General features: G+C 64.8%; 14 protein-coding genes. 6 read left to right on the plus strand and 8 right to left on the minus strand.

Annotated features, from left to right (window positions below; translation table 11 throughout):
* Positions 1-153 precede the first annotated feature (153 nt).
* The 3 genes from F3J43_RS02935 (at position 154) to F3J43_RS02945 (ending at position 5,173) form a co-directional block, all read left to right on the plus strand.
* Positions 154-1,527, plus strand: a complete 1,374-nt coding sequence (locus tag F3J43_RS02935) for a TolC family outer membrane protein (protein ID WP_166883322.1) — start codon at positions 154-156, stop codon at positions 1,525-1,527.
* 76 nt (positions 1,528-1,603) lie between these two features.
* Positions 1,604-3,739: a type I secretion system permease/ATPase gene (locus tag F3J43_RS02940; protein WP_166883600.1), complete on the plus strand. Its 2,136-nt coding sequence runs from the start codon at positions 1,604-1,606 to the stop codon at positions 3,737-3,739.
* A 78-nt stretch (positions 3,740-3,817) separates the two neighbouring features.
* The gene (locus tag F3J43_RS02945) at positions 3,818-5,173 is read left to right on the plus strand and encodes an HlyD family type I secretion periplasmic adaptor subunit (protein ID WP_166883323.1); all 1,356 of its coding nucleotides are present in this window, start codon (positions 3,818-3,820) and stop codon (positions 5,171-5,173) included.
* Between the two features lie 139 nt (positions 5,174-5,312).
* Here F3J43_RS02945 and F3J43_RS02950 read toward each other — a convergent pair whose 3' ends face one another.
* From F3J43_RS02950 to F3J43_RS02960, 3 genes are all read right to left on the minus strand, one after another.
* Positions 5,313-5,912 carry a tRNA-uridine aminocarboxypropyltransferase gene (locus F3J43_RS02950; RefSeq protein ID WP_166883324.1) on the minus strand — a complete coding sequence of 200 codons (600 nt, stop codon included), beginning with the start codon at positions 5,910-5,912 and terminating at the stop codon, positions 5,313-5,315.
* A gap of 137 nt (positions 5,913-6,049) precedes the next feature.
* Positions 6,050-7,615, minus strand: a complete 1,566-nt coding sequence (locus F3J43_RS02955) for a PAS domain-containing methyl-accepting chemotaxis protein (RefSeq protein ID WP_166883325.1) — start codon at positions 7,613-7,615, stop codon at positions 6,050-6,052.
* 140 nt (positions 7,616-7,755) lie between these two features.
* The gene (locus F3J43_RS02960; RefSeq protein ID WP_166883326.1) at positions 7,756-8,649 is read right to left on the minus strand and encodes a LysR family transcriptional regulator; all 894 of its coding nucleotides are present in this window, start codon (positions 8,647-8,649) and stop codon (positions 7,756-7,758) included.
* A 225-nt stretch (positions 8,650-8,874) separates the two neighbouring features.
* On the opposite strand from F3J43_RS02960, the gene speB reads away from it, so the two are divergent.
* Complete coding sequence (gene speB / locus F3J43_RS02965; RefSeq protein ID WP_166883327.1) at positions 8,875-9,825, plus strand: agmatinase; 951 nt, start codon at positions 8,875-8,877, stop codon at positions 9,823-9,825.
* Positions 9,826-10,032: 207 nt separating this feature from the next.
* On the plus strand, positions 10,033-11,412 hold the full coding sequence (locus F3J43_RS02970) for a sodium:solute symporter family protein (protein ID WP_166883328.1): 1,380 nt from the start codon (positions 10,033-10,035) through the stop codon (positions 11,410-11,412).
* 176 nt (positions 11,413-11,588) lie between these two features.
* Here F3J43_RS02970 and F3J43_RS23970 read toward each other — a convergent pair whose 3' ends face one another.
* Together F3J43_RS23970 and ptrR are read right to left on the minus strand one after the other, a co-directional pair.
* Positions 11,589-11,717 carry a PA1414 family protein gene (locus tag F3J43_RS23970; RefSeq protein WP_256660254.1) on the minus strand — a complete coding sequence of 43 codons (129 nt, stop codon included), beginning with the start codon at positions 11,715-11,717 and terminating at the stop codon, positions 11,589-11,591.
* Positions 11,718-11,841: 124 nt separating this feature from the next.
* Positions 11,842-12,735: a putrescine utilization regulator PtrR gene (gene ptrR / locus F3J43_RS02975; protein WP_166883329.1), complete on the minus strand. Its 894-nt coding sequence runs from the start codon at positions 12,733-12,735 to the stop codon at positions 11,842-11,844.
* 106 nt (positions 12,736-12,841) lie between these two features.
* Between ptrR and F3J43_RS02980 the strand changes: the two genes are divergently transcribed.
* On the plus strand, positions 12,842-14,008 hold the full coding sequence (locus tag F3J43_RS02980) for a YbfB/YjiJ family MFS transporter (protein ID WP_166883330.1): 1,167 nt from the start codon (positions 12,842-12,844) through the stop codon (positions 14,006-14,008).
* 34 nt (positions 14,009-14,042) lie between these two features.
* Here F3J43_RS02980 and F3J43_RS02985 read toward each other — a convergent pair whose 3' ends face one another.
* From F3J43_RS02985 to F3J43_RS24265, 3 genes are all read right to left on the minus strand, one after another.
* Positions 14,043-14,969 carry a DMT family transporter gene (locus F3J43_RS02985; RefSeq protein WP_166883331.1) on the minus strand — a complete coding sequence of 309 codons (927 nt, stop codon included), beginning with the start codon at positions 14,967-14,969 and terminating at the stop codon, positions 14,043-14,045.
* Between the two features lie 91 nt (positions 14,970-15,060).
* Entirely contained in the window at positions 15,061-15,465 is a 405-nt protein-coding gene (locus F3J43_RS02990; RefSeq protein WP_166883332.1) for a transcriptional regulator, read from the minus strand.
* A 262-nt stretch (positions 15,466-15,727) separates the two neighbouring features.
* Complete coding sequence (locus F3J43_RS24265; protein WP_353618185.1) at positions 15,728-16,006, minus strand: BrnA antitoxin family protein; 279 nt, start codon at positions 16,004-16,006, stop codon at positions 15,728-15,730.
* Positions 16,007-16,088 lie beyond the last annotated feature (82 nt).

The raw sequence follows: 16,088 nt of genomic DNA on the forward strand, positions 1-16,088 counted from the left end.
TTTTTTTCGCATATACCTTATGAAAATTTCTTCTTAGCTCGCGCGATAAATGTTCTTAGCTCTGTTGTTACAAGCCTGAAAAGGTTTGATTCTTATAAGTCGTCAAGTTATTGACGAATGCAGGACATTTTTTAGACCAGGGAGAAGTACCCCATGCGCGTTTTAACCCCCATCACCAGTGCGATCTTGTTGGCCATGGCGTGTGCCGACACGCAGGCGATGTCCATCACCGAGGCCGTCCAGAGCGCCGTGGACCAGCATCCGGAAATCAGCGCCAGCCGTAACAGCCGACTGTCTGCCGACGAGGATGTGAAATTTGCCCGCGGTGGCTACTACCCGACCGTAGACCTGGTCGCCGGTTATGGCCGTCAACGCTCGGATAACCTCAACACCCGTGGTTTCAACCCCGACGGCACGCGCAACCACAACAAGGAAACCCTCAACTACACCCAGTCCGAATTGCGTCTGCGGCAGATGCTGTTCGACGGCTTCAATACCGCCAACGAAGTCGGCCGCACCGAGGCGGTCGCCACATCGCGCGCCTACTACACCCAGGCCACCGCCGAAACCGTGGCCCTGCGTACCGTCGAGGTCTACCTCGAGGTGCTCAAGCGCCGCGAACTGGTGACCCTGGCCAAGAACAACCTGCAAGCCCACCTGCGGGTCAACGACCAGATCAGCCTGCGCAGCGAACGCGGCGTGGGCAGCACTGCCGACCTCGACCAGTCCCGTGCCCGTCGCGCCCTGGCCGAGAACAACCTGGATACCGCCGAAGTCGACCTGGCCGACGCCGAGGCCAACTTCTTCAGCGTGGTCGGACGCCTGCCCGACGAGCTGGAAACCCCGGCGACCATCAAGGGCGAGGTCCCTGCCGATCTGCAGGGCGCACGCCAGGGCATGCTCGAGAACAACCCCTACCTGAAGTCGGCCCAGGCTGACGTGCAATCCGCCGAGCAGCAGTACGAAGTGGCCAAGTCGCCCTTCTACCCACGCCTGGACGCAGTACTGGCCACCGGCGCCGACAACAACATCAGCGGCCAGCCGGGCCACGCCAACAACGACTGGCAAGCCGGCGTCGAGCTCAGCTACAACCTGTTCCGCGGCGGCAGCGACAAAGCCCGCCTGCAATCGGACGCACACAAGATCAACCAGGCCATGGACATCCGCAACAATGCCCTGCGCGAGCTCAACGAAAACCTGAGCCTGGCCTGGAACGCCATGAACAACGCCCGCAAGCAGACCCCGAGCGCGCGTGAATACGCCGAAACCACCAAGCGCGTGCGCACCGCCTACCAGGACCAGTTCGGCCTTGGCCAACGCACCTTGCTCGACCTGCTCGACAGCGAAAACGAGCTGTACAACGCCAACCGTCGTTACACCGAGGTGCGCTACACCGAAGAGTTCTCCATGTACCGGGTGCTGGCCAACATGGGTGAGTTGCTGAGCAAGCAGCGCATCTCGCTGCCACCCGAGGCGATCGCCAAGACCGACGTGCGCAATGAGGCGAGGCTGCCCGACATGCGCTGAGGCCGAGGCGAAAAGGACTTTTCCAGCAGCGCCCGTTTCCCGTCCACCGCGGCAGGAGTAGGCCATCGTGACCAGTATGCAAAGCGCGCAGCCGCGCCCGGATGTCGATGATCCTTTGCTTGATGGCCTGCTGATCCTGTGCAAGCTGCATGGCTGCCCGGCCAGCCGGGCCAGCCTGTGCAGCGGCCTGCCCCTGGCCCGCCAACGCCTGGCGCTGGCGCTGCTGCCTCGCGCGGCTGCCCGTGCCGGACTGCAAGGGCGGGTGCTGGCGCGTGCGCTGGAAGATATATCCAGCCTCAACCTGCCGGTGCTGCTGGTCTTCAACGACGGTCGCTGCGCCGTGCTGCGGCGCTGGGGCGACGATGGCCGGGCCCTGCTGCTGCCCTGCGAGGCCGACGGCGGCGAGCAGTGGGTCGAACGCGACAGCCTGGCCGAGATCTATAGCGGCCAGGCCTTGTTCGCCCGCCCCCGGCATACCCTGGAAGACCTGCGCACACCGCTCATGCCAAGGGTCAACGCCTGGTTCCGCGACACCTTGCGCCATTCGCGCTGGCTGTACGGCGACGCCCTGCTGGCCAGCCTGCTGATCAACCTGCTGGGCCTGATGGTGCCGCTGTTCGTCATGCAGACCTACGACCGGGTGGTGCCCAACCAGGCGCTGTCGACCCTGTGGGTACTGGTCGCCGGACTGTTTATCGGCACTGCCTTCGAGCTGGTGCTACGCATGGTCCGCGCCCACCTGCTGGACCAGGCCGGCAAGAAGACCGACCTGATCCTCTCTGCCACCCTGTTCGAACGCATCACCGGCATGAGCATGAAGGCTCGCCCGGCGACCATCGGTGGTTTTGCCCAGAGCATCCATGACTTCCAGGGCCTGCGTGAATTTCTCACTGCAGTCACCCTGACCAGTATCATCGACCTGCCCTTCGTCGCCCTGATGCTGCTGGTGATCGGCCTGCTGGGTGGCTGGCTGGTACTGATCCCACTGATTGCCTTCCCGGTGGCCGTGGGCCTGGCACTGTTCATCCAGGTGCGTCTGCGCGACACGGTGCAGAAGAGCCTGAGCCTGGGCGCAGTGCGCCAGGCCCTGCTGATCGAGACCCTCGGCGGTCTGGAGACACTCAAGGCCTGTGGCGCCGAGAGCGAGCGCCAGTACCAGTGGGAACACACCAACGGCGCCATCGCCCGCCTCGACGCCCATGCCCGCAATCTGTCGTCGCTGGCCAGCAACGGCACGCTGTTCATCCAGCAGTTCTGCGGCATGGCCACCATCGTTGCCGGGGTGTACAGCATCATCGCCGGCAACCTCAGCGTCGGCGCCCTGGTCGCCAGCTACATGCTCGGCAGCCGGGTGCTCGCGCCATTGGGCCAGATCGCCGGGTTGATCACTCGCTACCAACAGGCGCAACTGACCATGCGCAGCACCGACGCGCTGATGAGTTTGCCCCAGGAGCGCCAGTCGCAGCAGCAGGCCCTGGAACACACCGCGCTACTGGGCCGGGTAGGCGTCAGCCACGCCTCCTTCCGCTACGCCGGACAGGCAGCCCCGGCGCTCAGCGACGTCAACCTCACGCTCACACCGGGCGAACGCATCGGCATCATCGGCCGCAGCGGCTCGGGCAAAAGTACCCTGGCGCGCCTGCTGATGGGCTTCCATCACCCCGACGAGGGCCAGGTGCTGCTGGACAATCTCGACCTGCGCCAGCTGGACATCGCCGACCTGCGCAGCCAGATAGGCTACGTCGCCCATGACCTGCCCCTGCTGGCCGGCAGCCTGCGCGACAACCTAACCCTGGGTGCCCGCCATGTCAGTGATGCGCGCATGCTCGAGGTGGCCGAGCTGACGGGGGTCAGCGAACTGGCCCGGCAACATCCACAGGGGTTCGAGCGCCCGGTGGGCGAGCGCGGGCAACTGCTCTCCGGCGGCCAGCGCCAGGCCGTGCTGCTGGCTCGGGCGCTGCTGCTGGAGCCGCCGATCCTGATCCTCGATGAACCCACCAGCCACATGGACAACAGCAGCGAGGAGCAACTGCGCCAACGCCTGCTGGAAACGGTGCCGGGCAAGACCGTGCTGCTGGTCACCCATCGCACCTCGATGCTCAGTCTGGTGGACCGGCTGCTGGTGCTGGACAACGGCAAAGTAGTCGCCGACGGGCCCAAGGACGCGGTGGTAGACGCCCTGCGCAAGGGCCGCATCGGCGCGGCGCTCTGAACCAACCCTGAGAGATCCCGCGATACCACCATCGCGGGGCAAGCCCGCCCCCACGTTGCCACTTCGGCGAGGTAGCCCATGACCCTCCTCCACAGCGTGCGCAGTTACCTCCAGGGCGCCGGCAATCGCGCCGAGCGCGACTACATGCCGGAGCTGGCCGGAGCCACCCTGCAGGACTCGCCGAGCCTGTCGCGCCTGACGGTGTGGCTGGCAGCGATCCTGTTGCTGGTGGCATTGCTCTGGGCCAACTTCGCGGTGCTCGACGAGGTCACCGTCGGCGAGGGCAAGGCGATCCCCTCGAGCAAGGTCCAGGTGGTGCAGAACCTCGAGGGCGGCATCGTCACCGAGATCTTCGTGCGCGAAGGCCAGATGGTCGACAAGGGCGCCACCCTGCTGCGCCTGGACGACACCCGCTTCAAGTCCAACAAGGGCGAAAGCGAGGCCGACCGCTATGCCCTCACCGCCCAGGTCGAACGTTTGTCGGCCGAAGCCGAAGGCCGCCCCTTCGTACTCTCGGACGAAGTGCGCAGCAAGGCGCCGCAGGTAGCCGAGGACGAAACGTCGCTGTACGACTCGCGCCAGCGACGCCTGGCCAGCGAGAAGCAGACCCTGAATGAACAATTGCGCCAGAAGACCCAGGAGCTCGCCGAGTTTCGCTCCAAGGTCGAACAGTACCGCTCGGCCGTCGGCCTGTTGCAACAGGAACTGGACATGTCCTCGCCGCTGGTCGGCAAGGGCGCCATCTCGCCCGTGGAGATCCTGCGCCTGAAGCAACGCACCGTCGAGGCCCGTGGCCAGCTCAACGCCACCAGCCTGGCGATCCCCCGCGCCGAGGCCGCGGTGGCGGAGATCCGCAGCAAGATCCAGGAGTCCGATGCAAGCTTTCGCTCCGACGCGGCCAAGGAACTCAACGACAAGCGCACCGAACTGTCGAAGATCACCGCCACCAGCATCGCCATCGACGACCGGGTCAACCGCACCACCGTGGTCTCGCCGGTACGCGGCATCGTCAAGCAGCTCAAGGTCAATACCATTGGCGGGGTGGTCCAGCCCGGCAGCGACCTGATCGAGATCGTACCGATCGAGGACAACCTGCTGATCGAAGCCAAGGTGCGTCCGCAGGACGTGGCCTTCCTGCATCCGGGGCAAACGGCGATGGTCAAGTTCAGCGCCTACGACTACACCATCTACGGCGGCCTGAAGGCCAAGCTGGAACTGATCGGCGCCGACACCGTCACCGACGACAAGGGCAACGCCTTCTACCTGATCCAGGTACGCACCGACAAGAACCACCTGGGCGGGGACAACAAGCCGCTGCTGATCATCCCCGGGATGGTGGCCACGGTGGACATCATCACCGGGCAGAAGAGCGTGCTCGATTACCTGTTGAAACCGGTGTTCAAGGCCCGGACCGAGGCACTGCGCGAGCGCTGAGAGCGCCTGTAACCATCGTGCTCGATACTTGAGAGAATGCCACCCCGGCAACCGGCAAAGCCGATGTCCAGACCGAGTCGCCTGCAAGGCTGACGCCTACACGGTATGGGTTCGCCAGCATGACATGTTAACCGAGCCCTCAGTTGCCACCATGGTTGCGCGTGAAAGTCTCACTCCCCATGGCACTGATCTGCCCCTCGATCAACGCTTCGAATGGGCGCAGCAGGGTATCGAAAAGGACAGGGGCCTCCAGCACGTTCAGCGCCTGGACAATCGCCTCCAGCGTCGACACCGCGCCCGGCTCCGGTGCCTTGCGCAGGCGGTAGCGCGAGGGCTGGACATCGGCCAGCGTCACCCGTGGCAGGGATTCCAGCAACGGGTTCAGGTACAGCAGCTTGCGCGCCTTGCGCCAGGTACCATCGGGCACGATCAATAGCAGCGGGATGCCGCTCGTTTCGCCATAGGCGGTCAGAACCTGGGCTTGCTCGCCCGGGAACAGCAGCACCGGTCGATAGCCAGGGGTCGCCAGCAGTTCGGCAAGGTCGTCGAATACTTCGCCAATGCGCAGTTCGGCATTGACCAGGCCCAGGGCAGCCAGGCGGGCGGTATTCAGGGCGTGGCGGGTCTCGCTCGGGTGCTGCAGCAGGACCACGCGGGTACGACTGGCGAGCGACGGAATCAGCGCGCAAAGGCATTGGGCAAGCGGGCGCAGGCAGCGCTCGCAACGGGGTCTGGACATCGTGGGCTCCTTGGGGCGGGTAGTTTGCCACAGGGTTGCCACACTTGGTCTGGCCGGACGTGGGAACGGGCTTGCCCCGCGACGGGGCCGCTCGCGCAATCGCGGCGCAAGCTCGCTCCCACGCGCCTGGTGCAGCGTCAGCGATTGAACCGCTCGGCCAGGCTATGCAGGTACTCGGCCATCCGCTCCAGGTCCTGGCTGATCTCGGCCCCCTGCCTGGCCTGCCCGGCGCTCTCGTCGCACAGGTGGGCAATGCGCACGATCTGCTGGTTGATGTCCTCGGCCACATGACTCTGTTGCTCCGAGGCCGTGGCCATCTGCTGGCTCATGCCGGTAATGCGACTGACCGCCTGGGCGATCCCCGACAACGCCTCCTGCACCGCCTCGACACTGTGCACGCTGTCGCTGGAAATCTGCTGCCCGCGACTGGCGCTGGCTACCGCGCGGTCGGCACCGGTACGCAAGGTCGAGATGATGTGGTGGATTTCCTCGGTCGAGGCCCGGGTGCGCTGGGCCAACGACCTCACCTCGTCGGCCACCACGGCGAAGCCTCGCCCCTGCTCACCGGCCCGTGCGGCCTCGATGGCCGCATTGAGCGCCAGCAGGTTGGTCTGCTCGGCGATCGAGGTGATCACGTCCACCACGCTGCCGATCGACTGGGTCTGCTCGGCCAGGGCGTTGACCGCCTGGCCAATGTCGCTCACCGCCTCGCGCATGCTGCCCATGGCCTGCAGGCTCTGCTGGGCCAGGTCGCTGCCGTGCTGGGCCAGCTGGTCGGCGTCGCTGGCCGCGTGAGCAGTGCTCTGCACGTTGTGGGTGACCTGCTGGATGGTCGCGGCCATCTGCGCGATGGCGGTGGCCGACTGGTCGGTCTCGCTGCGCTGGCGGTCGAGCATCTGTGCCTGGGCATCGGACAGATCAGCCGACTGCGCGGCGCGCGACTTGACCCCGACCCCGGCGTCCACCAGGCGGGTCAGGGCTGTCTGCAGGCGCGCCTCCTCGCTGATGATCGCCAGGTCGAGCTGGCCCTGCAGCCCTGGGTTGTCGCTGTAGGTCAACGCCACCAGCGGGCTGGTGAAGGCCTTGGGGTGCTCTTCGAGAGTCCGACGGATCGACTGGTTCTGCCGGTGCTCGACCACGTACCAGGCGGCCAGCAGGCTGGCCGCCAGCACACCGAGCGCTGCGTAAGGGGGCAGCCACAGGTAGGCGGCCGCCGACACCAGGCCGACACCGATCAGCGGCCAGCCATGGCCAACCCCGTAGGCCACGCGAGCGGCCAGTGGCACCGGCGAACGCCCGGCGCGCAAGCGCGCATAGAGCTTCTCGGCGCGGCGGATCTGCTCGCGGCTCGGCACCGAGCGCACCGACTCGTAGCCGCTGATGCGACCGTTCTCGTACACCGCCGTGACATAGGCGCTGACCCAGTAGAAGTCGCCGTTCTTGGCGCGGTTCTTGACCACGCCCATCCACGGCTTGCCTTGCTTGATGGTCTCCCACATATGGCCGAACACCGAAGGCGGCATGTCGGGGTGACGCACCAGGTTGTGGGGCTGGCCCACCAGTTCGTCGTAGGTGAAACCGCTGATGGCCACGAATGCGTCGTTGCAATAGGTGATGCGGCTGTTCAGATCCGTAGTGGAGATGAGCCGCTGATCTTGTGGGAAAGTTCTTTCGTGCTCGGTGACGGGCAAATTCATGCGCATCGGTGGCGATCCCTTGCTTATCCAGATGAATGGGAAAATCATCAAAGCAAGTAGATATTTAGCAGATGGCCAGCACGTCAGCGGTCAAGCTTTGTAGGAAATTTACTCACCCTGACGGAATGCCCTCAGCGCGACACCCCTCAACCGACGTTGAGCTGGCTCTTGAGCAAGTCGCGGAACGTCTGGATCAAGGGTTCCCGGCTGCGGCCACGGCGAATGATCAGGGAAAACGGCGCCTGGTAGCCGAAGGTCGCCGGCGACAGTACCCGCAAGTCGCCCTTGTCGACCCAGGCCTGGGCGTAGTGCTCAGGCAGGTAGCCGATGTAGGCGCCGGAGAGAATCAGAATCAACTGCGCCTCCATGCTCTCCACAGTGGCGGCACTGTGCTTGAAGCCATGCCGGGCCAGTTCGGCCTGGCTCCAGTAGCCGCGCCCGACCATGCGCTGCTGGGTGACCACCGGTTCGGGGATGCGCCGCTCGCCGAACAACGCGTGACGGTTGCTGCAGTACAGCCAGTGCTGCTCGCGGTACAACGGCTGGTACACCAGGCCGCTCATGCGCGAGGAAAACGCGCCGATGGCCAGGTCCAGGCGGTTGTCCTGCACGCCCAGTTGCAACTCGTAGGGACTCGACACCGACAGGTGCAGGTGCACCGCCGGGTGCTCCTGGCTGTAGGCGCCAATCGCCTCGGCCAGCGGCAGCGCCCGATCCCCGACGGTGGAGTCGATCACCCCGAGGTTGAGGGTGCCGCGCAGTTCCCCCTTGAGCGCCGCCGCGTATTGCTCGAAACCATCCAGCTCGCCGAGCAGGCGCAGGGTCTCCTGGTGGAACAGCTCGCCCTTGCTGGTCAGGCTGAACCCGCCCCGGCCCCGGTGACACAGCACAATACCCAGGGCGCTCTCCAACTGGCTCATGTAGGTGCTGATCGCCGAAGTGGACAGGTTGAGGTCGCGCTGGGCATTGGCGAAGCCCTGGTGACGCACCACGCTGGCGAAGATGCGCAGCAGTTTCAGATCGGGCAGCGATGAGGCCATGGCACGGGCTTCCGCAGGCAGGAAATCGGCAGAGTCTAACGCGCCTGACGCTGGATAGTTCAGAAATTCCTGAAGTAAGTTTTTGTCGGTAGCGATTCTTCCCGGCCACTACCTTGCGCAGACTGCGGCGAAATGTCCCTGCCCGCCGGCCATATCCGATCCGAAAGGCGTGCGGCGGCACAGGTTCGAACAAACAGAACAATCGACCGACTGATGAGGCCCACCGTGGACAAGATTCTCCACCAACCACTGGGCGGCAACGAAATGCCGCGTTTCGGCGGCATCGCCACCATGCTCCGCCTGCCCCACCTGCAAAGCGCCGAAGGCCTGGACGCCGCGTTCATCGGCGTGCCACTGGACATCGGCACCTCGCTGCGCTCCGGCACCCGCTTCGGCCCGCGACAGATCCGCGCCGAATCGGTGATGATCCGCCCATACAACATGGCCACCGGCGCTGCCCCGTTCGATTCGCTGTCGGTGGCCGACATCGGCGACGTGGCGATCAACACCTTCAACCTGCTCGACGCCGTGCGCATCATCGAGGAGGCCTACGATGAAGTCCACGAACACAACATCATCCCGCTGACCCTGGGTGGCGACCACACCATCACCCTGCCGATCCTGCGTGCCCTGCACAAGAAGCACGGCAAGATCGGCCTGGTCCACATCGACGCCCACGCCGACGTCAACGACCACATGTTCGGCGAGAAGATCGCCCACGGCACCACCTTCCGCCGCGCCGTCGAGGAAGGCCTGCTGGACTGCGACCGCGTGGTGCAGATCGGCCTGCGCGCTCAGGGCTACACCGCCGACGACTTCAACTGGAGCCGGCGTCAGGGCTTCCGTGTGGTCCAGGCCGAGGAATGCTGGCACAAGTCGCTGGAACCGCTGATGGCCGAAGTGCGCGAGAAAGTCGGCGGCGGCCCGGTGTACCTGTCGTTCGACATCGACGGTATCGACCCCGCCTGGGCGCCAGGTACCGGTACCCCGGAAATCGGCGGCTTGACCACTATCCAGGCGATGGAGATCATCCGCGGCTGCCATGGCCTGGACCTGATCGGCTGTGACCTGGTCGAGGTTTCCCCACCCTACGACACCACCGGCAACACGTCGCTGCTGGGCGCCAACCTGCTGTTCGAGATGCTCTGCGTGCTGCCAGGCGTGGTGCGCCGCTGAGCATTTGGCAGCGCCCGTGCAGGAGCGGCCTTGTGTCGCGAAAGCGCAGAAATCCGGGGGCGTTGCGCTGCAATCAATAGCTTGACCCCGGCAGGAGCCATTCGGGAGGGCCATAGAGGCCCGCCAATACAAGACAGGACCGCCGGACGCCGTGAACCCGTCCGGACGGCCGATCTCGCCATAATAAAGATAATCGGGAGACCCCCAATGGCCTTGGACATCATCGTTGTACTGATCTATGCCGCCGGCATGCTCGGCCTCGGCTGGTATGGCATGCGACGCGCGAAGACCCATGAAGACTATCTGGTGGCCGGGCGTAACCTCGGCCCCACCCTGTACATGGGCACCATGGCCACCACTGTGCTCGGCGGCGCCTCCACCGTCGGCACCGTGCGCCTGGGCTATGTCCACGGCATCTCCGGCTTCTGGCTGTGCGCAGCGCTGGGCCTGGGGATCATCGCCCTCAACCTGTTCCTCGCCAAGCCGCTGCTGCGGCTGAAGATCTTCACCGTCACCCAGGTGCTCGAACGTCGCTACAACCCGATGGCTCGCCAGGCCAGCGCGGCGATCATGCTCGCCTACGCACTGATGATCGCGGTCACCTCGACCCTGGCCATGGGCACCGTGCTGCAGGTGCTGCTCGACGTGCCGTTCTGGATGGCCCTGCTGTTCGGCGGCGGCGTGGTGGTGGTGTACTCGACCATCGGCGGCATGTGGTCGCTGACCCTCACCGACATCGTTCAGTTCGTGATCAAGACCGTCGGCCTGATGTTCATCCTGTTGCCGGTGTGCCTGTACAAGGCCGGCGGCTGGGACATGCTGGTGGCCAAGCTGCCAGCGTCCAGCTTCAGCTGGACCAGCATCGGCTGGGACACCATCATCACCTACTTCCTGATCTACTTCTTCGGCATCCTGATCGGCCAGGACATCTGGCAGCGGGTGTTCACCGCCCGTGACGAAAAGGTCTGCCAGCGCGCCGGCACCACCGCCGGTATCTATTGCGTGCTGTACGGCCTGGCCTGCGCCCTGATCGGCATGGCCGCCCATGTGCTGATGCCTGACCTGGTCAACCCGAACAACGCCTTCGCCGAGATGATCAAGGGCCAGTTGCCCGAGGGTATCCGCGGCCTGCTGATGGCGGCGGCCCTGGCGGCGATGATGTCGACGGCCAGCGCCGGCCTGCTGGCAGCCTCGACCACCCTGACCGAAGACCTGTTGCCGAAACTGCGAGGAGGCAAACAGTCGAGCCTGGGCGTCAACCGCCTGTTCACCCTGATCACCGGCCTGGTGGTGCTGGCCATCGCCCTGGCGGTTAACGATGTGATCAGCGCCCTGACCCTGGCCTACAACCTGCTGGTAGGCGGCATGCTGATCCCGCTGATCGGTGCGATCTTCTGGAAACGCGCGACCACCGCCGGCGCCATCGCCAGCATGTCGCTGGGCTTTACCACCGCGCTGTTCTTCATGTTCAAGGATGGCCTGGAAGCCAACACGCCGATCTACTACAGCCTGGCCATCGGCCTGGTGAGCTTCGTGGTGGTCAGCCTGGCTTCGCGCAAGCCGGTAAGCGCCGTGAAATTGGCCTGATACCGTCAGTTCTGGCCTCGATCATCGTAGGCGCCGGCCTTGCCGGCGCAGCCACTGCCATCGCCTGCTTCGCCAACAAGGCTAGCTCCTGCACCAAGCGGATGACGCGCTTACCCAGCGCCAGAACGCAAAAGGCCGCCGCATCGTGCAGATGCGGCGGCCTTTTTTGTCGATGGTCAGCGCCGACGTGGCTGGCGCTTGCGTTGCTCTTCGTCGGTCGGGATCGGCACCGGCTGCAGCGGTGGCGGGAGCAAGCCCAAGGCGACGGCGAGGTCGTGGAGCCAGTTGTACATGCGTTGGTTCATAGTGCCCCCTTGACGGGTCAGCCTCACGGTCAATCAGTCCTGCGATGCGTCATACAGATCATAGTCCCATGTCCTGTATCGCGCATGCTTCTGCTCTTACAGATATGGGCGATTCTGACCCGGATCAAGCCGAGATGGCAGCTTCCGACGGTCGGTCAATCGTTTCGCTTTGTTGCAAATCGACCCAGGCCTGCAGGTTCGCACCACACATGCCCTGGCGCCACATCAGCCAGGTCTGCGCCTGGTCGAACGGTGCCTGCAAGCGATGGACACGCACCCGTTCCCGCCCCGGCAGGCTATCGAGCATCGACTGCGCCATCAACGCCACCCCGGCGCCGGCGATCACGCAAGCCAGCATGCTCTGGTACGACTCGATCTCCATCACCCGCCCCATGGGGGTATGGGCATGGGCGTACCAGGCCTCCAGGCGCATGCGGTACGAACAGCCCTGGCGAAAGGCGAACACCGCCTTGCCCGCCACATCCTTGGCCGTGTACACGACTGGGTGTTGCGGACTTGTGATAAGCACTAGTGTCTCGTCACACAGCCGCACCCCGTCCAACCCAGCCAGGCTCGGTGGCCCATCCACCAGCGCGGCGTCCAGCCGATGGCTGAGCAAGCCCTCCAGCAGCTCGCCGCTGGGCGCTGCCCGCACCTGCAGGTTCACCGCCGGATAGGCCTGGTGATAGCGCGCCAGCAACGCTGGCAGGTGCGTGGCGGCGCTGCTGTACATGGTGCCGAGCACGAAGTCTCCGGCCGGCTGGCCGCCCTGCACTGCCGCCATGGCCTCGTCGCGCAGCGACGACAGACGGCTGGCATAGTCCAGCAGCACCTTGCCCGCCGGTGACAGTTGCAGGCGCTGGCGCTCACGCAGGAACAGCTCCACCCCCAATTGCTCCTCGAGCTGGCGCAGGCGTGTCGACAGGTTAGATGGCACCCGGTGCAGCCGTTCGGCGGCACGGGTCACCGAGCCTTCCTCGGCAACGGCCTGGAAGATGCGCAGTTGGCTGAACTCCATGACATTCTCCAAAACAGAACAACTTGATCATCATTATTCAATTTTGTTGAAAGTCAATCCGCCCTACCCTGCCATCCATCGCATCCCTTCGAACAGGAAACCTGCCATGTCGCCCTTCGTGCAACTGCTGGCCAGCGCCGTGGCCCTGATGATGGCCATGGGTATCGGCCGCTTCGCCCTGACCCCGCAATTGCCCCGGCTGATCGCCGAGGGTCAGCTCGACCTGAGCGCCGGTGGCCTGGTCGCCGCCGCCAACTACCTCGGCTACTTCCTTGGGGCGGTGGACGGCATGTTCGCCCGCCAGCCGGCTCAGGTGCGGCTACGCCTGTACGGTGGGCTGTGGCTGTGCGTGCTGCTGACCCTCGCCTCGTGGGCCGCCGAGGGTTTCTACAGCCACCTGCTGCTGCGCTTCGGTACTGGCGTGGCCAGTGCCTGGGTACTGGTGATGATCACCAGCCTCAGCCAGCAACTGGCCAATGCCCAAGGTCGCCAGCGACTCGGTGCGCTGGTGTTCGCCGGCCCTGGCGCCGGCATCGCGCTGACGGGGCTGCTGGCTCTGGTCGCACATTTGCTGGGGCTGGGCTCGGCGGCACTGTGGTTGGTGTATGGCGTGGCGGCACTGGTGATGCTGCTGGCCATCCTGCCATGCTTGCCCCGGGCGCTGGAGGCCGCGCCCGTGGTGCTGAACAACAATGCTGGCGCAGGTGGCGGCATCGGTCGCCTGGGGCTGGTCTATGCGCTTTACGGTATCGGCTACATCCTACCGGCCACCTTCCTGTCGCAAATGGCCAGCCAGCAGTTTCACGGAGAGTGGCAGGCTGACCTGTTCTGGCCAGCGTTCGGCCTGGCTGCCGCGCTTGGCGTGGTCATCGTCAGCCTGCGTCGCCCGGGGCGCACGTCGACCTGGCTCGTCGCCACGCTATGGTTGCAAGGACTGGGCGTGCTGGCATGCCTGCTGGGCGGCGGCATCGGGCTGGGGCTCGGCGTACTGCTGTGCGGCGGCCCGTTCCTGGCCTGCATGCAACTTGTCATGCAGCGCTCGCGGGAGCTGGCGCCTCACGCCACGCAGCGCAATGCGGGCTTGTTGACCGCATGCTTCGCGCTGGGGCAGTTGAGCGGCCCCTTGCTGGCGACATTGAGCAGCCATTTCAGTGGTGGGTTGCAGCCAGCGCTGGTGCTGGCTGCCCTGGGGATGGGGCTCGCCGGGATATTGGTGCTCACGACCAGCCTGTCCCCCGCCGAGCCTTGCCCTGGCCTGCGGCAAACAGGTTGAGTGTGGCGCACCCAAGCGGGACCAGCCAGCGACGCTAACCTACGACCCTGCGCAATTGCTGACGTACCCAGCCCTCGGCACTGACCATGATCACACCCAGCAGCACCATCACCGCCCCGATCACGAAATTCAGGCTCAGTGGCTCGCCCAGCAGCACCACGCCGAAGGTCACCCCGAACAGCGGTGTGATGAACGAGAACACCGCCAGGTTCGACGCCAGGTACTTGCGCAGCAGCCAGAACCAGGTCAGGTAGCTGACGAACGACACCACGATCCCCTGGAACAGCACGCTGCCCACCGCCAGCGGGGTAAGCGAGAAATCAGCGATCTGTCCGCTGAGCAGGGCTATCAGCATCAGCCCGACGAACCCTACTCCCAACTGATAGAACAGAGTCAGGGTCGCGGGTGCCTCGGACAACCGCGAGCCACGCACCACCACCGTGGTGGCACCCCACGCCAGCCCCGCCAGGATCGCCAGGCCATCGCCCAGCAACATGCGCCCATCGAGGTGCTCCAGGGAAACTCCGCCCGCGAACGCCAAGGCGATACCGGCAAAGGCCAGCAAGATGCCCAGCCACTGCAACAACCGCAGTCGCTCGCTGGGCATCATGAAATGCAGCCCCAGCGCCGTGAAGATCGGCGCGGTATAGAGGAACACCGACATATGCGCCGCCGAGGTCAGTTTCAGCCCCTCGGCGATGAACAGGAATTCCAGCCCGAACAGCGCGCCGGCCAGCAACCCGGCGCGCCACGTGGTGCCCACCAGTTCCCAGCCGCCGCGAAAGCAGACCAGCACCCCCACCAGCACGGCGGCGATACCATTACGGAAAGCCGCCTGCATCACAGGCGCGATATCGACCGCAGCCGATTTGATCAACACCTGTTGGCAACCCCAGATCAAGCACAGCCCAAGCATCACCTGGAAGGCGAAGGCGTCAGGATTCTTGCGGGCCGCGGTCATGGGCGGCCCCTTTGCTGGTTGAGCGTCATGGCATGGCTCGGCAGTGAGAATGGATCCCGATTATCAGACGCCAGGCCTTGCCGATGCCAGCCTAAATTGCGCCCCCTGCGATTCGTGCCTCGGCAGACACCCAATCGAAGGTGTTCTCATCCAGTGCATCCTCCTGTTGATCGAGTACCTGGCGTGGGTACTCGAAACCGGGGATGCTGCTGTCGATCAAGCTGAGCAGGCGCGAGCCACGTTCGGTTAGGACGAAGTTCTCGCCGTTGCCACCGACCTCTTCGGGCCGACTCTCGATGAATCCGCGCTCGAGAAGACGCTTCTCGTACTCGCAGGCACGGGTCTTCAGATGGTCGAGATCGCCTGGTGGCTGGCCCTTGGCGGCCAGCGCCGCGGCATGCTGCTCGGCATAGGGGCGTGGGGTGAAGCTGTGACCGGCGCCATTGTGCACTTCGTGCAGCAGGCGTTCGATCAGGTCCCAGTCGTAGGTACTCATGGTGGAGTCTCCTGCCGTGGACGGTTGGGGTACACAGCGTGGGACTGGCGAGGTTGGCACGCGTTCCCAAAGAACGCTGACTGGCTGCTTTAGCAGAGAGTGCCGGATATCGCGTGCCGAGGCGATACCGCCCGGCCAACCTCGTCGAACTTTCCAGGCATTGCGCTCCTCCACCCTTCACATCCACTGCTGGAGGTCGCAAGCCAGGACTTGCCCGACAAGTGCCAACTAATCGACAAGCGAATCCTGAACCACGCCACGCTCAGCGCCGCTGCTGGGCTTGCATGTACTGGCGCAGCAACTGGTTGATGCGGGTCTGGTAACCGGCACCCTGCTCCTTGAACCAGGCCAGTACATCGGCATCCAGGCGAATGGTCACGGTCTGCTTGGCGGGTACCCGCAACTCGGCGTTGTGAAAGAAGTCGTCATCCAGTTCAGAAATGTCCGAGGTATCGACGGTGGGTTTATCGGCAGCAGTGTTTCTGATCGAACCGTCGATCCTGATGCACCAGGTGAGGCTGCTGGAACATCGGCGGGACATCGTTGAAGTCGATGCCATGCTTGTGGATGTTGCGTCGGTTCTTCTCGGCATCCCATTCAAACCGCATGGGATACCTCGTATT

This window comes from Pantoea sp. Cy-639 (assembly GCF_011752525.1).
Classification (GTDB): Bacteria; Pseudomonadota; Gammaproteobacteria; order Pseudomonadales; family Pseudomonadaceae; genus Aquipseudomonas.